Source organism: Kitasatospora cheerisanensis KCTC 2395, from assembly GCF_000696185.1.
GTDB classification, from domain to species: Bacteria; Actinomycetota; Actinomycetes; order Streptomycetales; family Streptomycetaceae; genus Kitasatospora; species Kitasatospora cheerisanensis.
The window spans coordinates 7,241,531-7,267,126 of the sequence record NZ_KK853997.1 but is presented as its reverse complement, the minus strand read 5'-3'; the positions used below and the strand labels follow the sequence as shown (position 1 = coordinate 7,267,126).

The following is a 25,596-nucleotide window of genomic DNA, read 5'->3' as shown; positions in this document are numbered from 1 at the left end:
CCCGCCTGTCGGCGCGGCGCTCAGGCGAGCAGTCTGTCCTTCGCCGCTCGGAACTCGTCCTCGGAGATGGCGCCGCTGTTCTTGAGGTCGGCGAGCCGGGAGAGTTCGGCGACGTGCCGGGCGCCGGCGTCCTGCTGGTCGGTGCCGGCGGCCTTGCGGATGTAGTCCTGGAAGTTGCCCTCGGCCTGCGCGGCGAGTGCCCGGTCGCGGTTGCCCATGGACTTGCCGCGGGCGATCAGGTACGCGAGGACGCCGATGTAGGGCAGCACGATGACGAAGATCGTCCAGCCGGCCTTTCCCCAGCCGCCCATGTCGTGGCTGCGGAAGATGTCGGTGATCACCTTGAACAGCAGGAAGAACCAGAGGATCCAGAGGAACAGCCACATCATCGTCCAGAACAGGTCGAGCAGCGGATAGTCGTCCATCGGGGGCTCCCTTTCCACAGGTCCTTCGAGAGGTATCACCACATTCCGGGCGCCGCACGTCGGCCGCCGGGCGCGCCGGCGGGAGAGCGGCGGGGCGTGCGGGCGCTCCGGAGGGCGGTGCGGCCCGGGTGCAGCGGGGCGGGGGTGGGCCGGGCCTGCGGGCGTCAGCGGTCGTGCGGGGAGATCCGCCAGGCGAGCAGCACCACCAGGAAGGAGGCGGCGCTGAAGCCGGTGGCCCACCAGGCGGTGCCGGTGTTGCCGCGCATCCAGGCGTCGGTGGCGACGGTCAGCGCCCACAGCTGGCCGATGACGACGGTGGCGGCGAGGGCGACGCGGGCGGTGAGGATCGCGGAGCGTTCCGGCTGCTGGTCGGTGCCCGCGCCGGGGCCGGGGCCGGTCGCGGTGACCCGGGCGTCCGCGTAGCCGGAGGTCGGGCGGATCTGCGGGTACCGGTCGTGGACGGGCCGGTTGAGGCGCGGCTCGTCGCTGCCGGGGTGGTAGCCCTCCGGGAAGTGGCCCTCGGGAACGCTCACCGCGCACCTCCGCACAGACGTTGACGTTGCGTCAGATCGTCGGTGTGGCAGTTCATTTGCCACTCTTCCGGTGCGCGCAGCCGGCCGCGTCGGCCAGGGCCGGGTTGCGTTCGCGCAGGCCCCGGCAGAGGCCGGCCTGCTCGTCCTCGCCGGAGCGGGCGGTGCCGATCGCCCACACCGCGCCCTGGGCGTCCTCGACCACGACCACCTTGGGCAGCGGGCGCGGCGGCGGCCCGGCCGTCACCTCGCCGGTGCGGGAGTCGAACTTGCCTTCGTGGCACGGGCAGTAGAGGTCGCCGTCGGGGCCGTGGTCGCGCCGCCAGAGCACGCCGCAGGCGAGGTGGGTGCAGACGGTGGAGTAGCCGACCAGGGTGCCGTCGGGCAGTCGGATCGCCATCGCCCGGTCGTCCTCGCCGGGGTAGTCGAAGCTCACCGCCTGCCCGCGCTCGATCCGGTCGGCGACCTTCAACGGGGCGGCGGCGCCGTCGCCGTGGCGGTGCAGGACGCCTGCGGAGACGACGGTGGAGCCGACCACCAGGCCGCCGGAGACGGTGGCGACGATCCGCAGGTAGTCGCGCCGGGTGGTGAGCGAGTCGGCGCTGATCCGCTCGCGCAGCGCGGCCTGCTCGGCCCGGTGGCCGTCCGCGGTGTCGTCCGGTTCGGGCGGGTCGAGGGGGCCGGTCACGCCTCCGCTCCATTCCCGGGCGTGGGCCGCCCGTTGACTTCGATCAGGTTCAACATCCCTCCGGGGACGGGCGTCCGGCGGTCGGAGGGCACCACCATGGCGACGCCGGTGGAGACCGTGGTGGCGCCGAACGCGAACATCGTGGAGACGTCCACGCCGGGCCGTTCGGCCTGCAACTCCTCGACGGTGCCGTAGAACAGGGCGCCGGTCGGGCAGACGGTGGCGCACATCGGGGCGAGCCCGTAGGAGGTGCGGTCGTAGCAGAGGTTGCACTTCATCTGGAGCTTCGCGTCCAGGTCGATCTTGGGCACGCCGAACGGGCAGGCGTTGACGCAGTTCGCGCAGCCGATGCAGCGGGTCGGGTCGGCCTCCTGGACGACGCCGTCGGCGGTGATCAGGATCGCGTCGGCGGGGCAGACCTCCGCGCACGGGGCGACCGGGTCCTCGCAGTGCATGCAGACGGTGGGCAGCGAGGCGACGGTGTGCCCCTCGTCGGGGTAGTCCAGGTGGATCATCGACTTACCGCGGTGCGAGTCGCATTCGCGGCACGCCGACACGCAGGCCTGGCAGCCGATGCAGCGGCCCGGGTCGATGAAGATGGTGCGTCCCAGCATCGTGGCTCAGCCCCTCTCGGCGGTGCCGCGGCCCTGCGGCGCGGTCGGCGGCAGCGGGTCGGTGCGCGACACCTGGGCCTCCGGGTAGGCCTCGCGGCCCGGCGGGACGGGCGGCGCGGGCACCGGGTCGATCGCCCCGGCCCGTTCGATCCGTACCGCGCACACCTTGTACTCGGGGATCTTGGAGCGCGGGTCGAGGGCGTCGATGGTCAGCTCGTTGGCGGCCACCGGGTAGGGCCAGTGGTAGGGCACGAACACGTGGTCGGGCCGGATCGCCTCCGTCACCAGCGCGGGCAGCACCTCGCTGCCGCGCCGGGTGACCACCCGGACCGGCTCGCCGTTGCGGAACCCGTGCGAGGGGTGCACCTCCACCCAGGGGCGCGGCGTCTGCTCGACCAGACCGCCCAGCCGCCGGGTCTGGTTGCCCGACAGGAAGTGCGCGACGGTCCGGCCGGTGGTCAGCGTCATCGGGTACTCGTCGCTGTACGGGTCGGCCGGCGGGTGCCACTCGACCACCTGGAGGTGGATCTTCCCGTCCGGGTGGTAGCTCCTGCCGTCCTCGAACAGCCGTGGGGTGCCCGGGTGTTCGAGGCTCGGGCAGGGCCACGCCAGGCCGCCGGTCTGCTCCAGCCGGTCGTAGGTGATGCCGTAGTAGTCGATCACCGTGCCCGCGGAGGCGCGGCGCAGTTCGTCGAACACGTCGCGGGAGCCCTCGAAGGCGAACTTGCTTCCCACGCCCAGCCGTCGGGCGATCTCGCACATCACCCAGGTGTCGGTGCGCACGCCCTCGGGCGGCTCCTGCGCCTTGTTGTGCTTGACCACGCGGGCCTCGGCGTTGGCCATCACGCCCTCGTCCTCGGCCCAGACGGTGACGGGGAAGACCACGTGCGCGTTGGCGGCGGTCTCGGACAGGAAGAAGTCGAACTGGGCGTGGAACTCCAGCTTGTCGTAACCGTCCTTCACCACCGCGTAGTTGGGCAGCGAGACGAAGGGGTTGTTGCAGACGCCGATCAGGCCGCGGATCTCCTGGCGCTGCATCTGCCAGACCATCTCCATCATCGACGTTCCGGCGGGCGGGAGTTCGGACTCGTCGATGCCCCAGATCGCGGCGATCTGCCGGCGGTGCGCCGGGTCGTTGATGGACCGGCCGCCCGGCAGCAGGTCGGACTTCTGGCCGTGCTCGCGGCCGCCCTGCCCGTTCCCCTGGCCGGTCAGGGTGCCGTAACCGGCGCCCGGGCGGCCCAGGTTGCCCGTGGCGGTGCACAGGTTGATGACGGTCAGGCAGTTCTCCACGCCCTGCGTGTGGTGCTCGATGCCGCGCGCGTGCCAGCCCATCGCCCGCTCCGCCCGCCCGAACGCCCGTGCCACCTCGACGACTTGCTCGGCCGGGATGCCGCAGATCTCGGCGGCCCGGCTCGGCGGGTACGCCTTGACGGCGGCCTTGACCTCGGCCCAGCCGGTGGTGTTCGCCGCCAGGAACGCCTCGTCGGTCAGCCCCTCCTCGACGATCACGTGCAGCACCGCGTTGAAGAACGCCGAATCCGTACCGGACTTGAGCGCGACGTGGATGTCGGCGGTCCGGGCCACCGCGGTCTCGCGCGGGTCGACCACGATCAGCGTCGCGCCCCGGTCGCGGGCGCCCCACACGTACTGGGTCAGCACCGGGAAGCACTCGCCGACGTTCGCGCCGGCGATCAGCAGGCAGTCGGTCTGCAGGATGTCGGCGAACGGATTGGCCGCCCGGTCGATGCCGAACGCCAGCTTGTTGGCGCCCGCGGCGCTCACCATGCACAGCCGGCCGTTGTAGTCCACGTGCCGGGTCTTCAGCGCGACCCGGGCGAACTTGCCCACCAGGTAGGTCTTTTCGGAGAACAGGCTGGCCCCGCCGAGCATCCCGAACGCGTCCCGGCCGTGCTCCTGCTGGATCCGGTTGATCTGCTCCACCGTGTGGTCCAGCGCCTCCTCCCAACTCACCTCCCGGAACGGCTGGTTGCGGTCCCGGCGGAGCAGCGGAGCGGTCAGCCGGTCCGGGTGGTTGACCTGCTGGTAGGCGTTGATTCCCTTGGGGCACAGGCGCATCCGGTTGATGTCGTGGTTGCGCGGCTCCACCCCGAACACCTTGCCGTGGCCGTCCACCCGCAGGTACATGCCGCACTGCACGCCGCAGAAGCAGCAGTGCGTCGGCACCAGGGTCTGCTCGGTCTGGTCGGCCCGCCACGCGGCCGCGGGCAGACCGCCCGCGTCGCGGAAGTTGCGCGCCCCGAGCGGGGCGACGCTCGGGTCCAACGGCACGTGCCCGGCGCTCACTTGAACCCCCGCTTGACGGTCGCCAGGTAGGCGCTGCCGCGCAGCACCCGCTTGCAGCGCGGGCAGTACTCGGCCCACTCGTCGAAGCCGAGCCGCAGGTCGCGCATCGTGGCGCGCAGGTTGTCGACCGCGGCGACGGTGTCGATCGGCTGCCCGCAGCGGCGGCACGCCTGCAACTCCTCGGCGTCCGAACCCTTGCGCCGCGCCGTGTACTTGAACAGCTGCATGCCGACCGCGGCCGGGCGCTGCACGATGTGGAAGAACTTCCCGAACGGCAGGTAGACCAGGGTGAGCACCACCGAGGCCATGTGCAGGATCGCCAGGAACTCGTAGCCGCCGCCGTGCAGGAACATCTCGGAGAAGGTCAGCAGCAGCCCGGTCACCGAGATGGTGAGCAGCGCCAGCAGCGGGACGAAGTCGTAGCCGAAGCGCTGGCCGGTGGTCGCCGCGCGGTCGCGGACCCGCCGCCACAGGAAGTAGCCGACGCCGCCGATCACCATCACCGCGGCCAGGTCCAGCCCGTGGTACAGCGCCCAGCCGAGGAAGCTGCCGGAGTCGAAGCCGAACAGCTTCAGCCCCCACAGCCGCATCTCGTAGCCCGGCCCGGCCGCGCTGGAGGAGGTGAAGGTGAACCAGCCCCAGGTCAGCGGAAAGGTGATGGCAGCCGCCAACAGGCAGCCCCAGAAAATGAGTTGGTGTGCGGCCCAGCGGGCGTGCGAGCGGGCGCCGAGGAACTTCTGGAACCCCAGGTAGGTGGCGATCATCTTCGGCAGCGCGGTCGGCGAGCGCTTCAGGTTCTCCCAGGACAGCGCGGACCGCCAGCCCTCCCGGAACAGCCGGCGGGCGGCCGGGGCGGAGACCCACACCATGTACCGGTACACCACGCCGAACGCCAGGAACACCGACGCCACCGCGTACGGCACCAGCGCCGAGTCGAAGTCCCGTAGCCCTCGGCTGCCCAGCACGATCGCCACCACCAGCAGCACGCTCACCGCGGCGGCCACCACCGACGCCCGGCCCACCGGAGGACGCAGCACGTCCGGCTCCGCGCCCTCCGGTTCGACGTCCCGGCGGTACGGAGGCGGTCCGTCCGCGGCCGGACCGCCTCCGGTACCCCCGGCCGGTCTCCCCCCGGGGGCGGCGGTGTCGCGGCCACGGCGCACTCTCCTCGCGCTCGACTCGATCCGATGTTCGATCGGACGTGCGGCATCCGGCCGCTGACGTCCTCTCAGCGACGGACGCTAGCGAGCGACCCACCCGCTCCGCCCGCCCGGTGCGCCGACGGCGGCGCGTCGCTGGGCCGAACGAATGAGCGGTCGGCGCGCCGTCAACGCCTGTTCGGTGAACGGTGCCTGAGCGGGCGTCAGCCCGCCCGGATGGCTGGACGGGCGGACGGTCGCTGATTAGAGCACTGCTTCATGTTGAAGGACGTACATAACTCACCCGAGCCCGAATCCCCTCTCGTCCGGGACCCGGACGGCCACCTCTACGACCCCGGTGTGCGCAGCTCGATGCGCGCGTTCGCCCTCGGCGACGACACCCTCGCCCTGGAAGCCGCCGCCGCCGTCCGCTCCGCCTCGCAGTCCGTCGACCGCCTCCGCGCCCACGGCGCCGGCGGCCGCGGCCTCAGCTCCGGGGCCCTCGACCTGCTCACCCGGCTCGGCACCGCCGACGAACACGGCCTCACCATCGGCGAATTGGCCCGCGCCGCCGGGGTCAGCTCCCGCAACGTCACCGGCCTGGTCGACACCCTCGAACGCGAGACCCTCGCCCGCCGCGTCCAGCACCCCCAGGACCGGCGCTCCGTCCGGGTCACCATCACCCCCGCCGGGCGCGACTGGCTGGACGCCTTCCGCGCCCCCACCCAGCGCGCCATGTCTGCGATCTTCCGCGGCTTCACGCCCGACGAACTGGCGCAGTTCCGCCACCTGTGCCTGCGCCTGGTCGCCAACCAGCAGCAACTGGAGCACTACCTGGGCGGCGGGCAGCAGTCCGTCAACTGACGGGCGTCGGCGGCCCGCTGACGGGCGGTGGCCACGCACCGACGGGCCGCGGCTGCCCGGACCCGGCGGGGCCCGGGCCGGGCCGGGCGCAGCCGTCCGGCCGTCCAGCCGTCGACCGCCGTCGACCGCCGTCGACCGCGGCCGGCCGTACGGCTGATCGGGCGGCGCCCGACGGGCCGTCAGTACACGCCGGGCGCGGCGGTGCTGTCGCGCAGGACCACCTCGGCGGACGCGTGGGAGTTGTCGGCCAGGTCGCGGCCGCCGCCCTCGCGGAGCGCCAGCCGGACGGCGAACTCGCCCATCCTGGCGAGCGGCAGGCGGACGGTGCTCAGCGCCGGGGCCAGGTCGGTCGCCAGCGGGATGTCGTCGAAGCCGGCCACCGAGATCTCCTCGGGCACCGCGATGTCGCGGGCGCGGAGTTCGGCGAGGACGCCGGCGGCGCAAATGTCGGAGAGCGCGATGACGGCGGTGGGCAGCGGCGTTCCACTCTCCCGGGCGACGTCCACGATGCGGGCCATCGCGGCCCGGCCGCCCTCACGGGTGAACTCGGTGCGCTGGAGCATGCCCTCGACCGGCGTCAGACCGCTCTCGTCCAGGGCCTCCAGGACGCCGTCGAGGCGGTCCTCGGCGACCCGCATCCGCTCCGGGCCGGTGATGACCGCGAAGCGCCGGTGGCCGAGGTCGAGCAGTGCGCGGGTGAGCGCGGCGGCGCCCTCCTTGTTGGCCACCTCGACGGTGTCGTACAGCGGGCCGTGGTCGGTGATCGCCGCCACCCGGCCGCCCTGCTCCTGATAGGCCGCCAGTGCCTCGTCCAGCTCCTGGATCACCGAGACGTCGTTGTACGCGGAGCCGGCCAGGACGATCGCCCGGACCCGGTGCGCGTGCAGCATCCGGATCGCCTCCAGCTCGCGGCGGGGGTCGCCGTCCGTGCTGGTCACCAGCGACAGCAGGCCCGCCCTGGCAGCGGCGTCGCCCACTCCGCGGGCGATCCCGCCGAAGTAGGGGTCGGCCACGTCGTGCAGCAGGACGCCGATCGTCGCGCCGGATGACCGGGCCAGCGCCTGGGCCGGCGCGTTCGGGAGGTAGCCGAGCGCGTCGGCGCTCGCCCGGACCTTGGCCGACAGTTCCTCCGTCACCGACCGCGCCGAGCCGTTCAGGGCCCGGGAGGCGGTGGCCAGCGAGACCCCAGCGTGCCGCGCCACATCCCCGAGAGTGACAGCCACCCGATACTCCCCGTTTCCCTCTGCCCTGCACGCCGATGATCGAGGGACAGGTTACCGCTCGGACGGCTCCGCCCGGCCGAGGCCGCGGCAGTGCCTTGACCGGGGCGGACGGGCGGCTTAGCCTCGGCGCATGGAAAGCGCTTTCCAACGGTCTCCGACGGCCAGCGCGGAAAGCGCTTTCCATCAGCTCCCGCAGCACTTTTGCTGCGCCTGACCGCCATCTCACCCCCGCTCCCGGCCGGAGCGTCGGGCCGGTCGGCCGGGGGAGCTGGCAAGCGCTTTCCCACCCACCTGCGGCCCGGCCTTCCGGGATCCCGCACGCAGTCGCGGAAAGCGCTTTCCAGCCCTCCCGCCCGCCCGCCGCGCTGCCGCCCCGAGCATCTCCGCCACGGAAAGGACCCCCATGTCCCGCAGGGTCATCGGCATCGTCATGAACGGCGTCACCGGTCGGATGGGCTACCGCCAGCACCTGGTGCGCTCGATCCTGGCCATCCGCGAACAGGGCGGCCTGCCGCTGGGCGACGGCCAGGTGCTGTGGCCGGAGCCGATCCTGGTCGGCCGCAGCGCTACCAAGCTGGAGGAACTGGCGAAGCGTCACGGCCTGACGCACTGGACCACCTCGCTGGACGAGGCGCTGGCGCACCCGCTGGCGGAGATCTACTTCGACGCGCAGGTCACCCAGGCCCGGGAGTCCGCCATCAAGGCCGCGATCGCGGCCGGCAAGCACATCTACACCGAGAAGCCCACCGCCGAATCGCTGGACGCGGCACTGGAGTTGGCGCGCCTGGCCCGGGAAGCCGGGGTGTGCAACGGCGCGGTGCAGGACAAGCTGTTCCTGCCGGGCCTGCTGAAGCTGAAGCGGCTGGTCGACGGCGGCTTCTTCGGCCGGATCCTGTCCGTCCGCGGCGAGTTCGGCTACTGGGTGTTCGAGGGCGACTGGCAGGACGCGCAGCGTCCGTCCTGGAACTACCGGGCCGAGGACGGCGGCGGCATGATCCTCGACATGTTCCCGCACTGGCGCTACGTGCTGGACGGCATCATCGCCCCGGTCCGCTCGGTGTACGCGCACGCCGCGACGCACATTCCGCAGCGCGTCGACGAGCAGGGACGCGCCTACCCGGCGACCGCGGACGACGCGGCGTACGGCGTGTTCGAACTGGAGGGCGGGATCGTCGCCCAGGTCAACTCCTCGTGGGCGGTCCGGGTGGACCGGGACGAGCTGGTCGAGTTCCAGGTCGACGGCACCGAGGGCAGCGCCGTCGCCGGCCTGCGCAACTGCCGGATCCAGCACCGCGGTTCGACCCCGAAGCCGGTGTGGAACCCGGACCTGCCCGCCACCGAGCAGTTCCGCGAGCAGTGGCAGCAGGTGCCGGACAACGCCGAGTTCGACAACGGCTTCAAGGTGCAGTGGGAGCTGTTCCTCAAGCACGTCGTGACCGGCGCCCCGTACCAATGGGACCTGCTGGAGGGCGCGAAGGGCGTGCAGCTGGCCGAGCTCGGCCTGCGTTCGGCCCGCGAGGGCCGCCGTCTGGACGTCCCGGAGCTCAGCCTCTGAGACGCGGCACGACGCGTGCCCGGGAGGGCGGACGGACCGGGCCGTACGGGCCGATGACGGCGGCTGCGCGGCCCCGGTCCGAACCCCTCTCGCCGTGTCGCTGCCCCGTCCCTCCCGATCGCCCTTCCCGACCGCCCTTCCCGATCGTCCTTCCCGATCGCCCTTCCCGATCGTCTCCCCCGATCCGTGTGATCGACCGAACTCCAAGGCCTGACACCATGACTCATCTCGATCTGCCCGGCATCGGCCGGTACGAGTTGCGCGAGCCCGTGGCGCTCGCCGCCCCGTCGGGGCCGGCCACGTCCCGGGTGGCGTTCGCGGCCGCCCATGTGGTGGCCGATCCGCTGGGCGGCAACGCGCCCGGCGCGCCGGCCGCCGTGGACTGGGAGGGCACGCTCAAGTTCCGGCACCGGCTCTGGGAGTTGGGCCTCGGCGTCGCCGACGCGATGGACACCGCGCAGCGCGGCATGGGCCTGGACTGGGCGGCGACCCAGCAGCTGATCGCCCGTTCGGGCGCGGAGGCGAAGGCTGTCGGCGGCCGCCTCGCCTGCGGCGCCGGAACCGACCAACTGGCGTCGCTGGACGTCTCGTTGGCGGAGGTCTCGGCCGCGTACGAGGAGCAGCTCGCGGTGGTCGAGGCAGCGGGCGCGCAGCCGATCCTGATGGCGAGCCGGGCGCTGGCGGCGTCGGCGCGCGGCCCGGAGGACTACCTGTCGGTGTACGGGAAGCTGGTCGAGCAGGCCGAACGGCCGGTGATCCTGCACTGGTTGGGCGAGATGTTCGATCCGGCGCTGGCCGGTTACTGGGGGTCGGCGGACCTGGACGAGGCCGCGCGGACGGTCCTCGAACTGATCCGCAGCCACCCGGGGCGGATCGACGGCATCAAGGTGTCGCTGCTGGACGCCGGCCGGGAGATCGCGCTGCGGCGTGAACTGCCGTCCGGGGTCCGGATGTACACCGGTGACGACTTCAACTACCCGGAGCTGGTGCGGGGTGACGAGGTCGGGCACAGCGACGCGCTGCTCGGCGTCTTCGACCCGATCGCGGAGGTCGCGGCGGCGGCGCTGCAGGCGCTGGACGCCGGTGATGTGGCGCGCTACGACGCGCTGTTCGGGCCGACGGTGCCGCTGGCCCGGCACCTGTTCGCGGCGCCGACGTTCCACTACAAGACCGGCATCGTGTTCCTGGCGTGGCTGTGCGGGCACCAGGACCACTTCACCATGGTCGCGGGTGCGCAGAGCGGCCGGTCGGTGAGCCACCTGGTGGAGCTGTTCCGACTGGCGGACGTGGCCGGGGTGCTGGGCGATCCGGAGCTGGCGGCCGGCCGGATGCGCGAGTTCCTGGCGCTGGCAGGGGTGCGGGCATGAACGGGGGTGCGGGCATGAGCAGGAATGCGGGCATGAACGGGGGCGAGCTGAAGGCGGCGGAGGGCTGCGAGCGGCTGTCGCTGAACCAGATCACCACGAAGGGCTGGAGCCTGGAGGAGGCGGTGCGCGGCTGCGTGGACGCCGGAATCCCGGCGATCGGCCTGTGGCGCGACAAGGTTGCCGAGGCCGGACCGGCCCGGGCGGCGCGGCTCTGCCGGGAGGCTGGCCTCGCGGTGAGCAGCCTGTGCCGCGGCGGGTTCCTGACGGCCGGTGACGAGGCGGCCCGCCGGGCGGCGTTCGCGGACAACCTGGCGGCGCTCGAGGAGGCGGCCGAACTCGGCACCGACACCCTGGTGTTGGTGGTCGGCGGTCTGCCGGCCGGCAGCCGGGACCTGGTCGGCGCGCGCCGCCAGGTGGCCGACATGATCGGCGAACTCGCGCCGCACGCAGGCGACTTCGGGGTCCGACTGGCCATCGAGCCGCTGCACCCGATGTTCTGCGCGGACCGCGCGGTGGTCTCCACGCTTGGGCAGGCGCTGGATCTGGCGGAGGCCCACCCGGCCGAGCAGGTCGGTGTCGTGGTGGACAGCTACCACGTGTGGTGGGACCCGGAGTTGGAGCAGCAGGTGGCCCGCGCGGGTGCCGGCGGCCGGATCGCCTCGTACCAGGTGTGCGACTGGACGCTGCCGCTGCCGGCGGACGCGCTGCTGGGCCGGGGTCACGTCGGCGACGGCCACATCGACTTCGGCCGGCTGACCGACCTGGTGGCGGCCGCCGGGTACGAGGGCTGGATCGAGGTCGAGTTGTTCAACGAGGCGGTGTGGAACACCCCGGGCGAGCAGACCTTGGCGAAGCTGAAGGAGCGTCACCGCACCCACATCGTGCGCGGCTGACACCGGGCGGACGCGGCTGACCTCCGTTGTGCGCGAAGCCCTCGGGCGGGTCGACCTGTAGGTGGTCGACCCGCCCGTCCGCCGTGTCGTCGCTGTGCGGGCGGGTGCGGTTCGATTGAGTGGCAAACCGGCCGGTGCGGTCCGGTGGAGTGGGAGCCGGGCCGGTTTTCGGGGCCGGGCCGAGAGAGGCGGAGGTGGGCGGATGCGGATCGTCGTGGCGCCGGATTCGTTCAAGGGGACGATCGACGCGGCGGAGGCCGCCGAGGCGCTGGCCGCGGGCTGGCGTTCGGTCCGGTCGGCGGACGAGGTGCGGTGCGTGCCGATGGCCGACGGCGGCGAGGGGACGCTGTCGGCCATCGTGTCGGCCGGTCCGGGTGCGCGGCTGTTCGACGTTCCCGACGTGACCGGCCCGGACGGCCGGCCGGTGCCGGGGCACTTCGCGCTGCTGCCGGACGGATCGGTGGTCGTCGAGCTGGCCGTGGCCAGTGGACTTCCGCTGCTGGGTGGCGAGTTGCGTCCGTTGACGGCGACCACCCGGGGTACCGGCGAGACCATCGCCGCCGCACTGGACGCGGGCGCGTCCCGGCTGCTGATCGGCCTCGGCGGCTCGGCTTCCACCGACGGCGGCTTCGGTCTGCTGTCCGCGCTCGGCGGCCGACTGCTCGACGAAGCGGGCCAGGAGATTCCTGACGCCGAGTCGGATCTCGATGCGGCACTGGAGCTTGCGGTCTCCTTCGATCGTTCGCGGCTCCGTTCCGCGCCACCCGGCGGCGTGGTGCTGCTCACGGACGTGACCAATCCGCTGCTGGGCGAGCGCGGCGCGGCGGCCGTGTACGGTCCGCAGAAGGGCGCGGGCGAGCCGGAACTGCCCCTGCTGGAGCGGAGGTTGACGCGGCTGGCGGAGCTGCTGGGCGGCGATCCGTCGCATCCGGGCGCGGGCGCGGCGGGCGGCACGGGCTACGGACTGCTGGCCGGCTGGGGCGCGGTGGTCGAACCGGGCGCGCCGGCGGTGGCCCGACTCCTGGGCCTGCCGGGCCTGTTGGCGTCGGCGGACCTCCTGATCACCGGCGAGGGCCGGTACGACGCGACCAGCCTCCAGGGGAAGGCCGTCGGCGAGGTGGTCCGCCTGGCGGACGCGGCGGGCGTCCCGGCCGCGGTGGTGGCGGGCGAGTCGGACGCGCCCGAGGTGCTGACCCTGTCCTCGCTGGCCGGTTCCTCGTCCGCCGCCCGGTCCGAGCCGGCCCGCTGGCTGCGCCGGGCCGGGGCCGCACTCGCCGAGCGGTCGGCCGAGGCAACGGGCTGACGGGCCATCAGCAAGCGCCCGGGCGACCGCCGGGCGACCCGTCCAGGTGAACCCCGGACCGCTCGCACCGATATTCCGTTGACCGAACCGCGGCGGCCCGGGAGGCTGACTCGCCATGTCCACCTCCCCTGAGCATGCCCAGCACTCCCCCGAGCCCGCCGCCTCCGCCGCTGCCGATGTCGCTGCCGACGCCGACGCCGACGCCGATCCTGCGGCGGACTGGACCCAGTGGGCGACGGTCAATCGCGCGAACTGGGACGAGCGGGTGCCGGTCCATCTCGGCGGCACGTTCTACGACGTTCCGGGGTTCGTGGCGGGTGCTGAGGTCCTGCGGGACTTCGAGCTCGCGGAGGTCGGCGAGGTGGCCGGAAAGCGCTTGCTGCACCTGCAGTGCCACCTCGGCCTGGACACTCTGTCGTGGGCGCGCCGCGGCGCGGAGGTGACGGGCCTGGACTTCTCGGAGCCGGCCGTGCTGGAGGCCGCCCGGTTGGCGAAGCGGATCGGGGCGGACACCGCACGGTTCGTGGCCTCGGACGTGTACGGGGCGGTGGAGGCCCTCGGTGGCGAGACCTTCGACATCGTCTACACCGGCATGGGCGCACTGAACTGGCTGCCCGACCTGGCGCGTTGGGCGCGCACCGTGGCGGCGCTGGCCCGCCCGGGCGGCTTCGTGTACCTGGCGGAGTTCCACCCGGTGGCGGAGCTCGTCGCGGAGGACGGCATCACCCTGGTCGAGGACTACTTCGACCGCGCCCCGGCTGTCCTCGACACGCCCGGCAGCTACGCCGACCGCGACGCCGGAATGGCCTCGACCCGCACCGTGCAGTGGCGGCACGGGGTCGGCGACGTGGTCAGCGCGCTGGCCGGGGCCGGGCTGCGCCTGGAGTTCCTGCACGAGCACGCCCACGGCCACTTCTTCCTGCCGCCCGGCCCCGCGTCCCGCTGGTCTACTCGCTGCGCGCCTCCCGCCCGGCCTGACGTCCCGTCAGCCCACGAGCCGCTCAGTCCATCCGCCACTCAGTCCGTCCGCCGGTCAGCCCATCCGCCGGTCAGCCCCTCCATCGGTCGGCGCATCCGCCGGTCAGCCGACCCGGTGGCTCAGCCTGCCCGTCCGGTGAGCACATCGGTGGCGCCGTAGATCGCCTCCGGCAGGCCGAGCAGGTCGGTGTTGTCGGCCCACTGGTCGACGGCGCCGGTGAGCGGGAGGTCGCGCAGCGCGGGGTCGGTGACGGTGTGTCGGAGGGCCTGGGCGAACCGTTCGGCGTGCAGCACCTGGTAGGGGCGGCTGTGGTACGGGCGGCGGGTGGGATCGAGCGGTTCGGTGAGCGCGAGCGTGTTGTGGGTGCGGGCGGCGGACTCGTAGGCGTCGCAGAGGCGGCGTTCCCGGGTGTCGGGGTCGGTGGCGGCGAGGGTGGCGCGCAGCGCGGGGCGAGGGCCGGGTCGGCGGGCAGGCGGGCGAAGGCGTGGCCGAGCCACTTGCTGTAAGGCGCGTATACGCGGTGCTGCAGCAGGGTGAGCCGCATCAGGTCGCGGACCAGGCGGGCGGCGACGACGGCGGAGCCGAGGTCGTCGCCGGTCTCGGCGCAGCGGCCGACGAACGCCTCCTCCTGGGCGAGGCGTTGCCACTGGCAGGCCATCAGGTGGCGCCACACCTGGTCGGGGTACCAGCGGAGGCGTCGGCGGACGGTGGTGAGGGTGCCGTGGTCGTCGCGCAGGACGGTACCGCGGGTGAGTTCGGCGAGCCGCTGCTGCGGGAGGGCGAGCCAGTCGGTGGCGGTGGGGGCGGTGTCGGTCCAGGCGGCGGCGCGCGGCCGAGGTGGGTGGCGAGCCAGCCGGGCAGGTGGTGCACGGTGACGCGGTGGTCGACGGTGCTGCCGGCGGCGGGTTCGAGGTGGCTGACCGGGTTTTCGGGGTCGCCGGTGTGCCGGTAGTGGGTGGACCAGCCGCGGATCCGGTCGGGCAGCCGTTCGGCGAGCAGGGCGGTGATGGCCGGGCCGTGCCGCTCGGCGTCCTCCGGAGTGAGGAAGAGTTGGAGTCGCGGTCCCCAGTCGTGGTCGGTGGAGCGGGCCGTGTCGAAGCCGAGCACCTCGGATCCGGCGCCGATCCGGGCGGCGGCGTGACGCAGCTGCGGGTAAGCGCTTTCCAGCAGCGGGCGGACGGCGTCCTCGTACAGTGCCGCGGCGAGTTCGAGGCCCGGTACGAACGGCGGCTCCGATGTGATCATGCGGCTCACTGTGGCAGCGGGCGCGACCGGAGGTCCATCGCATATCGGCGTGCCTCTCTCATGGTTGACGCCGTGCCAAGGACGGCGCGGTCGCGCGGCCGACCGCGGCAGGGCGTCGGCGGGGCCGTCCGGGCGGGGTCGGGTTGCCGCGGCGGGAGCAGCGGTGCGGTCCTCGATGCGCGGTCGGCCGGCGGCGGGTGGGTTCGGGTCCTCGGGGCCCGGCTCGTCGGGGCGGTGGCGGATCGGCATGGCGACCAGCAGGGCGACGGTGAGCAGGACGTAGGCGCTGCCGCCGAACAGGGTGCCGGGGGTGCGTCCTTCGGGGCGCCAGAGCCACACCATGCCGCTGCTGATGACCAGTTGGAGCAGCCAGCCGGCGGCGAGCAGGTCGCGGCGGCGTTCGCGCAGGGCGGCGTCGGCGAGGACGACCAGTGCGGGCAGCGCCCAGACCAGGTGGTGCACCCAGGTGATCGGGCTGACCAGGCAGCAGGCCAGGCCGGTGAGGCTGTAGGCGGCGAGGGTGTCGCGGGCCCGGGCGGCGCGGTGCAGGCGGTGCGCCCAGATCGCGAGGACGGCCAGCGAGGCGGCCACCCACAGGACGCGGCCCGGGAGTTGGGGCCCGAGGCGGGCGATCAGGCCCTGCAGCGACTGGTTGGACATGTTGGCGAAGCCGCCGACCCGGTCGGTGTCCCAGAGGGTGACCGTCCAGAACTGGCGGGACACCTCGGGTCCGATCAGGAAGCCGAGGCCGGTCGCGCCGAGCGCGGTGACGGTGGCGGTTCCGGCGGCCCGCCACTGACGGGTGATCAGCAGGTGGACGATGAACAGCGCCGGGGTGAGCTTGATCGCGGCGGCCAGTCCGGTGCCGACGCCGGTGAGGAACCGCCAGCGGCTGTCGGCGAGTTGGGCGAGTCGCCAATCGGCGAGGACCAGCGCGACCAGCAGCAGGTTGACCTGGCCGAAGCTGAAGGTGTCGCGCACCGGGTTGGTGAGGGCGCACAGGCAGGCGGCCAGTCCGAACGCGTACCAGCGGCACCAGCCGCGCCGGCGGGCGATCGGGTCGACCAGCCAGTACAGCACCAGCGCGGTGGCGAGGGCGGACAGCGCGACGCCGACGGCGATCGCCGGGTGCCAGCCGAACAGGCGCATCGGCAGCATGCAGACGGCGGCGAACGGCGGGTAGGTGAAACCGTAGACGGTGCCGGGGCGGACGTAGTCGTAGAGCTGCCCGGTGTCGAGCCAGTGCCGGACGGTGCCGTAGTAGACGCCGATGTCGAACCAGCCGCGGTGGCCCGGGATGACGGCCAGCACGACGGTGGTGGCGAGCACGGCAGCGGCGAGGGTCGCGGCCCTTGCGGCGGTGCTGCCCCGGGTCAGCACGCCAACTGCCTCTGCCGGAACGCCGTTCCGCGTTCGGCCGCCAGCACGGCGGCTGCCCCGAGCACGAACCCGCCGACGGCGAGCAGCAGTTCCGCCCCGTCCGGGCTGAAGCCGTCCGGCATCACGCTGAACGCGAGTGCCGCGCACCACAGTTCGATGCTGCGGTGGACGGGCGAGGTGCGGACGACCGATGTGCGCACGTCCGGGGTGCGGACGGCCGGGGTGCGGACGGTGCACGCCGCGGGGAGGACCGCCCACAGCGCGTACCAAGGACGGAACGCCGGTCCGAGGACGACCAGCGCCGCGAACGCGACTGCCAGTGCGGTCATCGGATCGCCCTGCCGCCGGGCAACTCGCCACGCCAGTACGCCGATCGTCCCCGCCGCGCAGGCCAGGCCGAGCATCCGGGCGGCGGTGACCGCGCCGTCCGGGGCGGTGCCGGTGAGGTCGGCGGCGAGCCGGCCGAGGCTGCTGGTGAGGGACCAACTGGTGCTGGTGGCCGGGGTGGTGAGCGCGGCGATCCAGCCGTAGCCGGTTCCCGCGGCGGCGGTGACGGCCGCCACCGTCAGGGCGGTGGCGGCCACCGCCCGTGCAGCGGTGAGCAGTTGGGCGGGCCGGTCGCGGTCGGCGGTGGCCAGCAGGAGCACCACGGGCAGGGCGAGCGCGGCCGGGGCCTTCACCAGCGCGGCCAGCGTGACCAGCGCGGCGCCGAGCGCGGCGTGCCGGCGGGCGGCGGCCAGCAGACCGCCGAGCAGCAGGGCGGCCATCGGCGCGTCGTTGTGCGCGCCGGCGATCAGGTGGAGCAGCACCAGCGGGTTCAGCGCGCCGAGGCGGAGCGCGGCGGCGGGGTCGGCGCCGAAGGTGCGGGCGAGGGCGGGCAGCAGGGCGGCGAGGGCCGCGACGGCGAGGACAGCGGCCAGGCGCAGCACCAGCGTTCCGGCCCACGGGTGTTCGGCGAGCGGGGCGGCGGCGCGGGCCAGCAGCAGGAACGCGGGGCCGTAGGGGGCGGGGGTGTGCTGCCAGACCGGCGGTATCTGGGCGGCGGTCGGGCCGCCGAGGTCGGCGGGTCCGTGTGTGTAGACGTCCAACCCGTGGGCGAGCATGGCCCCTTGGGCGAGGTAGCTGTAGACGTCGCGGCTGAACAGCGGCGGCAGGAGCAGCAGCGGGGCGGCCCACCAGGCCAGGGTGGTGGTCAACCAGCGGGTGCCGGGCGGGGGTTGGCCTGGTTCGGGGCGGCCGAGCAGCAGCCAGGCGGCAGTGAGGGCGGCGATGCCCGCGAACACCAGGATGGTGCCGGCGCCGCCGGAGGCGCGCAGGGTGGGCCCGGTGTCGGCGGCGGGTCGAGCGCCTGCGGTGAGGGCGCCTGCGGCGAGGGCGAGCGAGCCCAGGAGTCCGAGCCACCGGTACCGGCTCGGGTAGGCGTTCGCGCCCGTGTTCGGCATGTCGGGAACGCTGGCACGGCGGTGTGGCGGCCGGGCGACGGGTCCGCGTCCGGCGGGTGACCGGGGGGCGTCCGGATCGGGGCGGCCGTCCGTCGTCGTCCTGGTCGGGGAAGGTGCCGGGTCCGGGCCGCTCGCGGACCGCGACCGTGCGTGCTCCGCTTGCCGAACCGGCCATTCAGCATGTGCACATCTGGTCTCCGTCGAACGGCCATCTGCGGGCCAGGCGGGTCGGGGAGACATACCCATGCCGCTCGTGACCGGCGCCGCCCGACCGGCGGACCGGGCCGGGCGAACGTGTCGTTGCGTGTCGTCCCGTGCCGTTCGTCGCCACCGTATCGCGTCCCGAGATCCCGGAGAGCCCGCCATGACCACCGCCCCCGCCCGCCCCGTCCAGCCGTCCCCGGCCACCCCCGCCCGACCCGTCGAGTCGTCCTCCGCGCTCGGCGCGGCCGGCCAACAGCCCTCGTACCAGCTGGTGTTCGCGCGCACCGAGGAGGAGGTGCGGGCCGCGCAGCGGCTGCGGTACCAGGTGTTCGCGCAGGAGATGGGAGCGGTGCTGGACTCGCCGCTGCCGGGCCTGGACGCGGACCCGTTCGACGAGTTCTGCGACCACCTGCTGGTGCGCGAGCAGTCCACCGGCGAGGTGGTCGGCACGTACCGGCTGCTCCGTCCCGAACAGGCGCGCCGCGCGGGCCGGTTGTACTCGGACACCGAGTTCGACCTGGGCCGGCTCGGCGGCCTGCGGGACAACCTGGTGGAGGTGGGCCGGTCCTGCATCGCCGAGGCGCACCGGGGCAACGGCGCGGTGATCAACCTGATGTGGGGCGGCATCGCGCGCTACATGACGGCCACCGGCAACGCCTGGCTGGCGGGCTGCTGCTCGGTGCCGCTGGCCGACGGCGGCGCGACCGCGGCCGGGGTGTGGGACGCGGTGTCCGCCAAGTACCTTGCGCCGCAGGAGTACCGGGTCGCGCCGCTGCGCCCGTGGTCGGCGGACGGGGTGGCCCGGCAGGGGCGGACGCCGATCCCGGCGCTGCTGCGCGGCTACCTGCGGCTGGGCGCGTGGGTGTGCGGGGAGCCCGCGTACGACCCGGACTTCGACGTCGCGGACATGTACGTGCTGCTGTCGCTGGAGCGCACCGACCCGCGCTACCTGCGCCACTTCCTCGCCGCGGCCGCTGACCTGCCGATCTCGGCGATCAACGCCCGTGAGGCCGCCCGCACTTCGGACCGTACGGCGACGGCGGCATGAGCGCCTGGCTGCCGTCCGCACCGTGCACGCCCGGCGACTGCGTGACGGTCGCCGGGCCGCGGGCGGGAGTGGCGCACCGGGTGCTGCGGGTGGCGGGGTGCCTGACGGTGCTGCTGGCCGGTGTCGCGGCGGTGCCGCTGGTGCGGGCGCTGAGTTGGCTGCCGGCCGAGCGGCTGGTGCGCTGCTGGGCGAGGCTGCTGCTGGCCGCGCTGGGCGTGCAAGTGCGTCCGATCGCCGTACCGGGCAAGCAGGTTGGCGGCACCACCGGTTCGCTGCTGGTGGCCAATCACATCTCCTGGCTGGACATCCTGCTGATCGCGGCCGTCCGGCCGGGCCGGATGCTGGCCAAGACCGAGGTCGGCCGCTGGCCGCTGCTCGGCCCGCTGACCTCTTGGGGCGGCACCATCTTCATCGACCGGGACCGCCTGCGCGCACTGCCCGGCACCGTCGAGGAGATCGCGGCGGCGCTGCGCCGGGGCGAGCGGGTGGTGGTGTTCCCGGAGGGCTCCACGTGGTGCGGGCGCGGCGGCGGGCGGTTCCGGCCCGCGCTGTTCGAGGCGGCGGTGCGCGCGGACGTTCCCGTGCAGCCGCTGACGCTGCGCTACCGCACGGCGGAGGGCCCGACCACCGCGCCGGCGTTCGTCGGTGAGGACGGGCTGCTGCCCTCGCTGTGGCGGGTGGTGTCGGTGCGCGGCCTTGCCGCGGAGGTCGAGTTCCTGCCGGAGCTGCCGCCCGCGCTGTTCCCGGGCCGGCGCCAACTGGCCGCCGCCGCCCAGCGGGTGGTGGACCGTCGGCGCCTGCCGGACACCGTCTCCGGCTGCGCGACCTACCCCGGTCCGGCCGTCGGCGGCCACCTGTCCGAGCAGCCGGTCCGCGTTCCGGGCCGGCGGCCCGACGCGGCGCACCTCCCGCGCGACCGTGCGGGGATCACCCGCTGACCGGGCCGACAGGTACGCGTCGAACCACCGCGCGCCAGGTGGGCGGGTGGGCCCACCTGCGGCGGTGGCGGCGGTGCGACGGTACGGCTCCCGTATGATCGGGCCAGTTCGGAGAAGGCGAGGAGTGCTCGATGCAGGTGGACGAGGAGGCCGTCGGGGCGGTGCTGAACCGGCTGCGCCGGGCACAGGGCCAGCTGACCGGTGTGATCGCGATGATCGAGGCCGGCCGTGACTGCAAGGACGTGGTCACCCAGCTCGCCGCGGTCTCGCGGGCCCTCGACCGGGCCGGTTTCAAGATCCTCGCCAGTGGCATGCGGCAGTGTCTCGCGTCCGGCGAGGAGGGAGCTCCGCCGATGACCGAGGCGGAACTCGAGAAGCTGTTCCTGACCCTGGCCTGACCCGGCCCCGGCGGACGCGCCGGTCCGTTGATCGGTCCGGCGACCGGGCCGGCCACCAGGCCAGCGACCGGGCCGGCGACGAACGCACGCACGCCGGACCCCGGGCGCGGCCACTGCGCACCCGGGGCACGGACTCCAAGCATCCGCGGACTCGGCGCGAGCCTCGCGGACTCAGCGCCGGCACCGAGGACTCGGCGCGAGCCTCGCGGGCTCAGGGCGAGCCTCGCAGTCTCGGCTCAGGCGAGGGCGAGGAAGAGCTTCTCCAGCTCGGCCTCGCTCATCGGCGCGCCACCCTCTTCGGCTTCGGCCATGCACTGGCGCATCCCGCTGGCCACGATCTTGAACCCGGCCCGGTCGAGGGCGCGGGAGACCGCGGCGAGCTGGGTGACCACGTCCTTGCAGTCGCGCCCGGCCTCGATCATCGCGATGACTCCGGCCAGTTGGCCCTGGGCGCGGCGCAGCCGGTTCAGTACGGCGCCGACGGCTGCCTCGTCCACCTGCATCGGGTCTCCTCCTCGTCCTGGGCCTTCTCCGGCCGGTGCCGGATGGGGCTGGTGATACCCCCGCCGGTATCAACCGGGACGGTGGGCGGTGCATTCCCGCCCACCGGTCGGGGTGGGGTCGGTCGCGGTCAGACCGCGGTCTCCCACGCGCCGTAGCCGCCGAGCAGGTCGGAGGTCTGCGGGTGGCCGTGGTGGCGCAGCAGGCTCGCCGCGATGGACGAGCGGTGGCCGCCGGCGCAGTGCACGACGACGGGCCGGTCCTGCGGTATCTCGGCCAGGCGCTGCGGGAGTTCGGCCAGCGGGAGGTGCATCGAGCCGGGGATCAGGCCGCCCTCGCGCTCCCCGGCGCCGCGCACGTCCAGGACCAACGGCGGTTCGTCGCCCGCGAGTTCGGCGCGCAGGTCGGCGACGGTGCGGCGGGCGGCCTGGCGCATCTGCTCGGGCACCGAGCGGAACGCGGTCTCCGGGTCGGCGAGGTGGCCGGCGACCCGGTCGAAGCCGATCCGGGCGAGCCGGGTGACGGTCTCCTGCTCGCGGCCCTCGGGGGCGACCACCAGCAGCGGCCAGGCCGGGTCGAGGACGGTGCCGGCCTGCTCGGCGAAGCGTCCGTCGGCGGGGATGTTGATGGCGCCGGCCAGGTGGCCGGCGGCGAACTCGAGCGGGTCGCGGGCGTCGACCACGACGGCGCCCTCGGCGCGGCGGGCGAGGAAGGCCTCGGCGTCCAGCGGGGCGGCGAGGGCCTCGGCGTCGAACAGCTCGCGCTCGCGCCGGTTGAGGTCGGCGTCGTAGCCGAAGTAGCCGGGGGCGGCGGGCTGTCCGGCGGTGACGATGGCCACGAACTCGTCCTCGCCCATCGGCGCGCAGGCGTAGTTGGTGGCGCGCTGCTGCCCGATGGTGGACTGCCGCTCGGTGGACAGGTTCTTGCCGCAGGCGGAGCCGGCGCCGTGCGCGGGGTAGACCCGGACCTCGTCGGGCAGGCCCATCAGCTTGTGCTGGACGCTGTCGTACAGCATCCGGCCCAGCTCGTCGGCGGTGACGCCGGCGGAGGCCAGCAGGTCGGGGCGGCCGACGTCGCCGATGAACAGCGCGTCACCGGTGAGCACGCCGTACGGGACGGTGTCCTCGGCGTTCTCGCGCACCAGCACGCTGATCGACTCGGGGGTGTGGCCGGGCGTCTCCAGGATCTCCAGCTCGACCGTGCCGAGGCTGATCCGCTCGCCCTCGGCGAGCTTGCGGATCGGGTACTCGGTCTCGGCGCGCCGGCCGTAGCCGATCCAGGCGCCGGTGCGGGCGGCGAGTTCGAGGTGGCCGGAGAGGAAGTCGGCGTGGAAGTGCGTGTTGATGACGCCCTCGACCGTGAAGCCGCGCGCTTCGGCCTCGGCCAGGTACTCGTCCACGTCCCGGCGCGGGTCGACCACGACGGCGCGGCCGGTGGTCTCGTCCGCGATCAGGTACGAGGCCTGGGAGAGGCAGTCGAGGTAGTACTGGGCGAAGAACACGGATGTCCTCATCTCTGCGTCGGCCGGTCACGGCTGGAGGGTGGGGGTTCGGGTACGGACCCGGATGCGGGCCCGGACCCGAATGCGGGCGCGGACCCGGATGCGGGCGCGGGTGCTGCGGGGGTCCGGGCGCTGCCCGTCCCTCGACCCGTCGATACCCCCATGGGTATTATTGCAGGCAGTTCCCGACCTTAGCGGATCCCGGTCGATACCGGTGGGGGTATATGCTCGACACCAACGATATACCCCTGCCCGTATCTTCCCGGGGCACCCCGCCGCCGCGAACTGCCGCAGGACCCGCACGAATCCGTCCGCACCACCCCGTGCGCACGACGCCGCACCGCCTCACCCTCACCACCGCCCAGGAGGACCCCGTGGCCCGGTTCCACCAGCCGCCCGCGCAGATCGACCCCGCCGAGGCGCACCGCCTGGCCACCGCCGGCGAGGCGCTGCTGCTCGACGTCCGCGAGCCCGCGGAGTACGCCGAGGTGCACGCACCCGGCGCCGTGCTCGTCCCGCTCGGCAGCCTGGACGGCTTCGGCAGTTCCGCCGGCGCCGACGGCCCGGACGCCGAAGGCCCGCTGGTACTGGCCCTGTGCCGTTCCGGGAACCGCTCCCAGGTCGCCACCGACGTGCTGAACGCGCGCGGCGTCCGGACGGTCAACGTGACGGGCGGGATGCGCGCCTGGCTGGAGGCCGGGCTGCCCTCGCACCAGGGCGCGTGCCCCTGCGGCACCGCGATATGACCGCCGTCGTCCTCGCCCTGATCGCCGGCGCGGTGGTCGGGCTGGCCCTCGGCGGACTCGGCGGCGGCGGCAGCATGCTGGCCGTCCCCGCCCTGATCTACCTGCTGGGCCTGACGCCCGGCACCGCGACCACCGCCAGCCTGCTGATCGTCGCCGTGACCTCCCTCACCGGGCTGGTCGCGCACGCCCGGGCCGGACGGGTCCGCTGGCGCAGCGGCCTGCTGTTCGGCGCCGCCGGACTCCCGTTCGCCGCCCTCGGCGGCGCGCTCTCCCGGCACCTGCCCGGCCCGCCCTGACCGCCGCGTTCGCACTGCTCGCCGGACTGGCCGCCTGGCGGATGCTGGCCTCGGGCACACCGCGACGGCGCCGCGCCGCCGCGGCCGCGGGTCGGGCCACGGGCCTGGTCGCGGGCCAGGTCGCGGTTCCGGCGCCTGCCCGGGCGCAGGCGTCCACGCAGCTGTCTCGGGCCGGGACGGGCACGAAGCAGACTGCCGTGGTCCTCACGTCCGATGACGGCGCCTCAGGAACGGTTCGCTTCGCGGATCCGCTGGTTGACGAACCGCAGAGGGAAAACGCTTTCCCGCTTCCTGGCGAGAACCCCGACTCCGACTCCGCCGCTCCCGTTCCGGCACCCGTTCCCGCCTCCGCGCGGCGGTCGGCGCTGGCCGGGGCGGGGCTGGGTGCGGCGACCGGCGTGCTGGGCGTCGGCGGCGGGTTCCTCGCCGTGCCCGCGCTGGTGTCGTTCCTGGCGTTCCCGATGGCCGAGGCGATCGGCACCAGCTTGCTGGTGATCACGCTCAATTCGCTCTCCGCGCTGCTTCCCCGGCTCGGCGGCGCCGCCGAGATCCCGTGGTCCGTGGTCGGCCCGTTCGCCGCCGCGGCGATCCTCGGCGCGTGGGACGGCAAGCGGCTGGCGTCCAAGCTGTCCGGCCGCGCCCTGCAGCGGATCTTCGCCGCCGCCCTGCTCGCGGTGGCCGCCCTGATGCTGGTGGACGCCGTGCTCTGACCACGGCTGCTGGTGGCCGCCGTGCTCCGACCGCGGCGGCCGCAGCGTCCCGGCCGCGCGGCGCCCGTCCACTCCGCGTGGCCCCCCTCGCCTCCACTCCCCTGCCCGGCGGCAACCGCACGCCGGGTCACTCCTGCCCGAAAGGCCCCCACCCCTATGACCACGCCCCTGACTGTCGACCAGCTCCAGCCCCGGCTTCAGCAGCTGACCGTCATCGACGTGCGGTCGCCCGGCGAGTTCGCCGGCGGCCACATTCCCGGTGCCCACAACGTGCCGCTGGACCAGCTGGCGCGGGCGCTGCCCGCGCTGCGCGCCGCCGCCGCCCGCGGCGAGCTGGCGATCACCTGCGCCTCCGGCGCCCGGGCCATGAACGCGTGCGAGCAGCTGGCCGCCGCCGGCATCTCGGCGCTGCTGGTCGACGGCGGGACCGCCGCCTGGTCGGCCGGCGGCAAGCAGCTGAACCGGGTGCCGGGCGAGAAGGTCCGCTGGGCGATGGACCGCCAGGTCCGGCTGGTGGCGGGCTCCCTGGTGCTGGCCGGCGTGGTGATCGACCTGGCCGTCCCCGGCGTGCGCTGGGTCTCTGCCGCGGTCGGTGCCGGCCTGCTGTTCTCGGCGGCCACCAACACCTGCGCCATGGGCGCGATGCTGGGCAAGCTGCCGTACAACCGTCCGCGCAACTCCGGCGCCGCGTTCGAGGCGACGCTCGCCGCGCTGCACGGCGGCAAGTGACGGATGAACTCGGCCCTCGGTGCCGCCCGTCCTGGTACGGGCGGCACCGAGGGCCTACCTGTCGTCGCTACCGGCCCTCGACTCGGCCGTCCTGACGTCGCGTCAGCGCCCGGCCCGACCCGGAGTCGAGGCCCGGCCTGACACGGGTCAGTGGCCGGCCTGCACCCCCTGGACGCCGGCGGTGCCGGTCGTGTTGGCGGTGCCGGTCGTGTTGGCGGTGCCGGAGGTGTTGGTCGTGCAGGTCGCGGCGGGTGCAGGGGTGTCGTGGTGGCCGGCCAGCCAGAAGCCGATCAGCAGACCGGCGGCTCCAAGTGCCTTGTGGCGGTTGCGTTTCCACCATGAGGGTGTACCGGCGGCCATGAACCGTAGCTGGGTGAAGTCCGGGTGTTCGCGGGGCGGGGCGTCTTTGAACAGTCCCATCGCGGATGATCCTCCTCTCGCGTCGGGGAGGTCATGACCATACGCGCGGACCACACGGGATGCAGGTGATTAATCCCGTTTCCGGGCTCCACACGCGCCCCTCGCGCCCCCTGCCACCCATCACGCCCACCCACACGCGTCACGGCCACAG

21 protein-coding genes and 5 pseudogenes are annotated in these 25,596 nt (G+C 73.9%); 13 read left to right on the top strand and 13 right to left on the bottom strand.

Going from position 1 to position 25,596, the window contains the following annotated elements; translation table 11 throughout:
- Positions 1–20 precede the first annotated feature (20 nt).
- The 6 genes from KCH_RS32685 to KCH_RS32660 form a co-directional block, all read right to left on the bottom strand.
- Positions 21–425: an SHOCT domain-containing protein gene (locus KCH_RS32685; protein ID WP_035869161.1), complete on the bottom strand. Its 405-nt coding sequence runs from the start codon at positions 423–425 to the stop codon at positions 21–23.
- A 164-nt stretch (positions 426–589) separates the two neighbouring features.
- Complete coding sequence (locus tag KCH_RS32680) at positions 590–958, bottom strand: hypothetical protein (protein ID WP_208866011.1); 369 nt, start codon at positions 956–958, stop codon at positions 590–592.
- Between the two features lie 52 nt (positions 959–1,010).
- Positions 1,011–1,643, bottom strand: coding sequence for a QcrA and Rieske domain-containing protein (locus KCH_RS32675; protein ID WP_035869146.1), 633 nt, complete (start codon positions 1,641–1,643; stop codon positions 1,011–1,013).
- Positions 1,640–2,257 (bottom strand): 4Fe-4S dicluster domain-containing protein, encoded by a 618-nt coding sequence (locus KCH_RS32670; protein WP_035869143.1) that lies wholly within the window; start codon positions 2,255–2,257, stop codon positions 1,640–1,642. Before KCH_RS32670 ends, KCH_RS32675 begins: the two co-directional genes overlap by 4 nt.
- Before the next feature lie 6 nt (positions 2,258–2,263).
- Positions 2,264–4,564 (bottom strand): molybdopterin oxidoreductase family protein, encoded by a 2,301-nt coding sequence (locus KCH_RS32665; protein ID WP_035869140.1) that lies wholly within the window; start codon positions 4,562–4,564, stop codon positions 2,264–2,266.
- Entirely contained in the window at positions 4,561–5,601 is a 1,041-nt protein-coding gene (locus KCH_RS32660) for a hypothetical protein (protein WP_051653703.1), read from the bottom strand. The genes KCH_RS32665 and KCH_RS32660 overlap by 4 nt, the downstream gene beginning before the upstream one ends.
- 462 nt (positions 5,602–6,063) lie before the next feature.
- Between KCH_RS32660 and KCH_RS32655 the strand changes: the two genes are divergently transcribed.
- Positions 6,064–6,567: a MarR family winged helix-turn-helix transcriptional regulator gene (locus tag KCH_RS32655; protein WP_244305533.1), complete on the top strand. Its 504-nt coding sequence runs from the start codon at positions 6,064–6,066 to the stop codon at positions 6,565–6,567.
- Positions 6,568–6,746: 179 nt separating this feature from the next.
- Here the strand turns inward: KCH_RS32655 and KCH_RS32650 are convergent, their stop codons facing one another.
- Positions 6,747–7,790 carry a LacI family DNA-binding transcriptional regulator gene (locus KCH_RS32650; RefSeq protein ID WP_035869130.1) on the bottom strand — a complete coding sequence of 348 codons (1,044 nt, stop codon included), beginning with the start codon at positions 7,788–7,790 and terminating at the stop codon, positions 6,747–6,749.
- 403 nt (positions 7,791–8,193) lie between these two features.
- Here KCH_RS32650 and KCH_RS32645 point away from each other — a divergent pair, with 403 nt between their 5' ends.
- From KCH_RS32645 to KCH_RS32625, 5 genes and pseudogenes are all read left to right on the top strand, one after another.
- Positions 8,194–9,345, top strand: coding sequence for a Gfo/Idh/MocA family protein (locus KCH_RS32645; RefSeq protein ID WP_035869127.1), 1,152 nt, complete (start codon positions 8,194–8,196; stop codon positions 9,343–9,345).
- Positions 9,346–9,563: 218 nt separating this feature from the next.
- Complete coding sequence (locus KCH_RS32640) at positions 9,564–10,712, top strand: dihydrodipicolinate synthase family protein (protein ID WP_035869124.1); 1,149 nt, start codon at positions 9,564–9,566, stop codon at positions 10,710–10,712.
- A gap of 14 nt (positions 10,713–10,726) precedes the next feature.
- Complete coding sequence (locus KCH_RS32635) at positions 10,727–11,605, top strand: sugar phosphate isomerase/epimerase family protein (RefSeq protein ID WP_244305532.1); 879 nt, start codon at positions 10,727–10,729, stop codon at positions 11,603–11,605.
- A gap of 202 nt (positions 11,606–11,807) precedes the next feature.
- On the top strand, positions 11,808–12,908 hold the full coding sequence (locus tag KCH_RS32630) for a glycerate kinase (RefSeq protein ID WP_035869122.1): 1,101 nt from the start codon (positions 11,808–11,810) through the stop codon (positions 12,906–12,908).
- A 265-nt stretch (positions 12,909–13,173) separates the two neighbouring features.
- A pseudogene (locus tag KCH_RS32625) lies at positions 13,174–13,886 on the top strand (class I SAM-dependent methyltransferase).
- Between the two features lie 120 nt (positions 13,887–14,006).
- On the opposite strand, the pseudogene KCH_RS32620 reads toward KCH_RS32625, so the two are convergent.
- The 3 genes and pseudogenes from KCH_RS32620 to mptB form a co-directional block, all read right to left on the bottom strand.
- Positions 14,007–15,132: pseudogene (locus KCH_RS32620) on the bottom strand (DUF4037 domain-containing protein).
- 531 nt (positions 15,133–15,663) lie between these two features.
- Positions 15,664–16,281: pseudogene (locus tag KCH_RS40360) on the bottom strand (glycosyltransferase family 87 protein); the annotation flags it as partial.
- 224 nt (positions 16,282–16,505) lie between these two features.
- Complete coding sequence (gene mptB / locus KCH_RS32610) at positions 16,506–17,954, bottom strand: polyprenol phosphomannose-dependent alpha 1,6 mannosyltransferase MptB (protein WP_051653701.1); 1,449 nt, start codon at positions 17,952–17,954, stop codon at positions 16,506–16,508.
- A gap of 364 nt (positions 17,955–18,318) precedes the next feature.
- Between mptB and KCH_RS32605 the strand changes: the two genes are divergently transcribed.
- The 3 genes from KCH_RS32605 to KCH_RS32595 all read left to right on the top strand — a co-directional run bounded on the left by KCH_RS32605 (position 18,319) and on the right by KCH_RS32595 (position 20,542).
- Positions 18,319–19,206 (top strand): GNAT family N-acetyltransferase, encoded by an 888-nt coding sequence (locus KCH_RS32605; protein WP_084224052.1) that lies wholly within the window; start codon positions 18,319–18,321, stop codon positions 19,204–19,206.
- Positions 19,203–20,144 carry a lysophospholipid acyltransferase family protein gene (locus KCH_RS32600; RefSeq protein ID WP_063750215.1) on the top strand — a complete coding sequence of 314 codons (942 nt, stop codon included), beginning with the start codon at positions 19,203–19,205 and terminating at the stop codon, positions 20,142–20,144. Before KCH_RS32605 ends, KCH_RS32600 begins: the two co-directional genes overlap by 4 nt.
- Before the next feature lie 131 nt (positions 20,145–20,275).
- Positions 20,276–20,542 (top strand): metal-sensitive transcriptional regulator, encoded by a 267-nt coding sequence (locus KCH_RS32595; protein WP_035869119.1) that lies wholly within the window; start codon positions 20,276–20,278, stop codon positions 20,540–20,542.
- A gap of 236 nt (positions 20,543–20,778) precedes the next feature.
- On the opposite strand, the gene KCH_RS32590 is transcribed toward KCH_RS32595, so the two are convergent.
- Entirely contained in the window at positions 20,779–21,045 is a 267-nt protein-coding gene (locus KCH_RS32590; protein WP_035869117.1) for a metal-sensitive transcriptional regulator, read from the bottom strand.
- A gap of 128 nt (positions 21,046–21,173) precedes the next feature.
- Complete coding sequence (locus tag KCH_RS32585) at positions 21,174–22,544, bottom strand: MBL fold metallo-hydrolase (RefSeq protein ID WP_035869114.1); 1,371 nt, start codon at positions 22,542–22,544, stop codon at positions 21,174–21,176.
- 323 nt (positions 22,545–22,867) lie between these two features.
- Here KCH_RS32585 and KCH_RS32580 point away from each other — a divergent pair, with 323 nt between their 5' ends.
- The 4 genes and pseudogenes from KCH_RS32580 to KCH_RS32565 all read left to right on the top strand — a co-directional run bounded on the left by KCH_RS32580 (position 22,868) and on the right by KCH_RS32565 (position 25,025).
- On the top strand, positions 22,868–23,290 hold the full coding sequence (locus KCH_RS32580; RefSeq protein WP_244305531.1) for a rhodanese-like domain-containing protein: 423 nt from the start codon (positions 22,868–22,870) through the stop codon (positions 23,288–23,290).
- Positions 23,287–23,753, top strand: a pseudogene (locus KCH_RS46795) (TSUP family transporter); the annotation flags it as partial. The gene KCH_RS32580 and the pseudogene KCH_RS46795, both read left to right, overlap by 4 nt.
- Positions 23,754–23,942: 189 nt before the next feature.
- Positions 23,943–24,296, top strand: a pseudogene (locus KCH_RS46790) (TSUP family transporter); the annotation flags it as partial.
- A 156-nt stretch (positions 24,297–24,452) separates the two neighbouring features.
- Positions 24,453–25,025, top strand: coding sequence for a rhodanese-like domain-containing protein (locus KCH_RS32565; protein ID WP_035869110.1), 573 nt, complete (start codon positions 24,453–24,455; stop codon positions 25,023–25,025).
- A 147-nt stretch (positions 25,026–25,172) separates the two neighbouring features.
- On the opposite strand, the gene KCH_RS32560 is transcribed toward KCH_RS32565, so the two are convergent.
- The gene (locus KCH_RS32560) at positions 25,173–25,445 is read right to left on the bottom strand and encodes a hypothetical protein (RefSeq protein WP_035869107.1); all 273 of its coding nucleotides are present in this window, start codon (positions 25,443–25,445) and stop codon (positions 25,173–25,175) included.
- Positions 25,446–25,596: the final 151 nt, after the last annotated feature.